The organism is Alkalinema pantanalense CENA528 (assembly GCF_050753345.1).
Lineage (GTDB): Bacteria > Cyanobacteriota > Cyanobacteriia > Leptolyngbyales > Leptolyngbyaceae > Alkalinema > Alkalinema pantanalense.
In genome coordinates, this window is the sequence record NZ_JBLZFX010000220.1 from 1 (window position 1) to 1,518 (window position 1,518).

Sequence of the window (1,518 nt, forward strand, 5' to 3'; positions counted from 1 at the left end):
GTGCGGGGTGGTGCCGTCGAGGCGGGCAGGAGGCCCGCCGCCGACCGTCTCGGGCAGGAGGCCCGAGTCGGTCGGAAGAGGCACCACCCCGTGCCCCGCGGCGCCACGCCGCAACCGCGGCGCAGGGCAGAGGCGCGAGGTCAGGCCTCGGCGACGGCCTCGTCCTTGTAAGCATCCACCGGGATGCACGAGCACATCACGTTCTTGTCGCCATGCACGTTGTCCACGCGCGACACCGGCGGCCAGTACTTCTGCCGGCGCAGCGAGGCCAGCGGGAACGCCGCCAGCTCGCGCGGATAGGCGCGGGTCCACTCGCTGGCGGTCACCACCTCGGCGGTGTGCGGCGCGTGCTTCAGCGGGTTGTCCTCGCGGTCCAGGCGGCCGTCCTCGATGGCGCGGATCTCCTCGCGGATCTGGATCATCGCGTCGACGAAGCGGTCGAGCTCGTGCTGGCTCTCGCTCTCGGTGGGCTCGACCATCAGCGTGCCCGCCACCGGGAAGCTCAGCGTGGGCGCGTGGAAGCCGAAGTCGATCAGGCGCTTGGCCACGTCCTCGGCGCTGATGCCGGTGGCGTCCTTGATCGGGCGCAGGTCGAGGATGCACTCGTGCGCGACGAGGCCGTTGCGGCCGGCGTACAGCGTGGGGTAGTGCGGCGCGAGGCGCTTGGCCACGTAGTTGGCGGTGAGCAGCGCCACCTGGGTGGCGCGGCGCAGGCCATGGCCGCCCATCATCACGATGTACATCCAGCTGATCGGCAGGATCGAGGCCGAGCCGAAGCTGGCCGCCGACACCATGCCCACGTCGCCGGCGCCGCCGAAGGTGCGCGGCAGGAAGGGCGCGAGGTGCGCCTTCACCGCGCAGGGGCCGACGCCGGGGCCGCCGCCGCCGTGCGGGATGCAGAAGGTCTTGTGCAGGTTGAGGTGGCTGACGTCGGAGCCCCACTTGCCCGGCTTGGCCACGCCGACCAGCGCGTTCATGTTGGCGCCGTCGGTGTAGACCTGGCCGCCGTGGGCGTGGATGGTCTCGCAGATCTCGACGATGGCCTCCTCGAACACGCCGTGCGTGGACGGGTAGGTGACCATCAGCGCGGCCAGGCGCGAGGAGTACTTCTCGGCCTTGGCGCGCAGGTCGGCCACGTCGACGTTGCCGTTGGCGTCGCACTTGGTGACCACGACCTCCATGCCGCACATCTGCGCCGAGGCCGGGTTGGTGCCGTGCGCGGACTCCGGGATCAGGCAGACGTCGCGGTGGCCCTCGCCGCGGGCGCGGTGGTAGGCGCGGATCGCCAGCAGGCCGGCGTACTCGCCCTGCGCGCCGGAGTTGGGCTGCAGGCTGACGGCGTCGTAGCCGGTGCACTCCACCAGCATCGCCTCGAGCGTGGTGATCAGCTCGCGGTAGCCCTCGGCCTGCTCGGCCGGCGCCAGCGGGTGGATGTTGGCGAACTCGGGCCACGTGACCGGGATCATCTCGGCGGTGGCGTTGAGCTTCATGGTGCACGAGCCCAGCGGGTTCATCGTG

1 protein-coding gene is annotated in these 1,518 nt (G+C 71.5%); it reads right to left on the reverse strand.

Annotated elements, in window-relative coordinates; all coding sequences use genetic code 11:
• Positions 1-140 precede the first annotated feature (140 nt).
• Positions 141-1,518: aminomethyl-transferring glycine dehydrogenase (locus tag ACN4EG_RS27730; RefSeq protein ID WP_458575110.1), on the reverse strand; the 1,378-nt coding region annotated here is incomplete at its 5' end.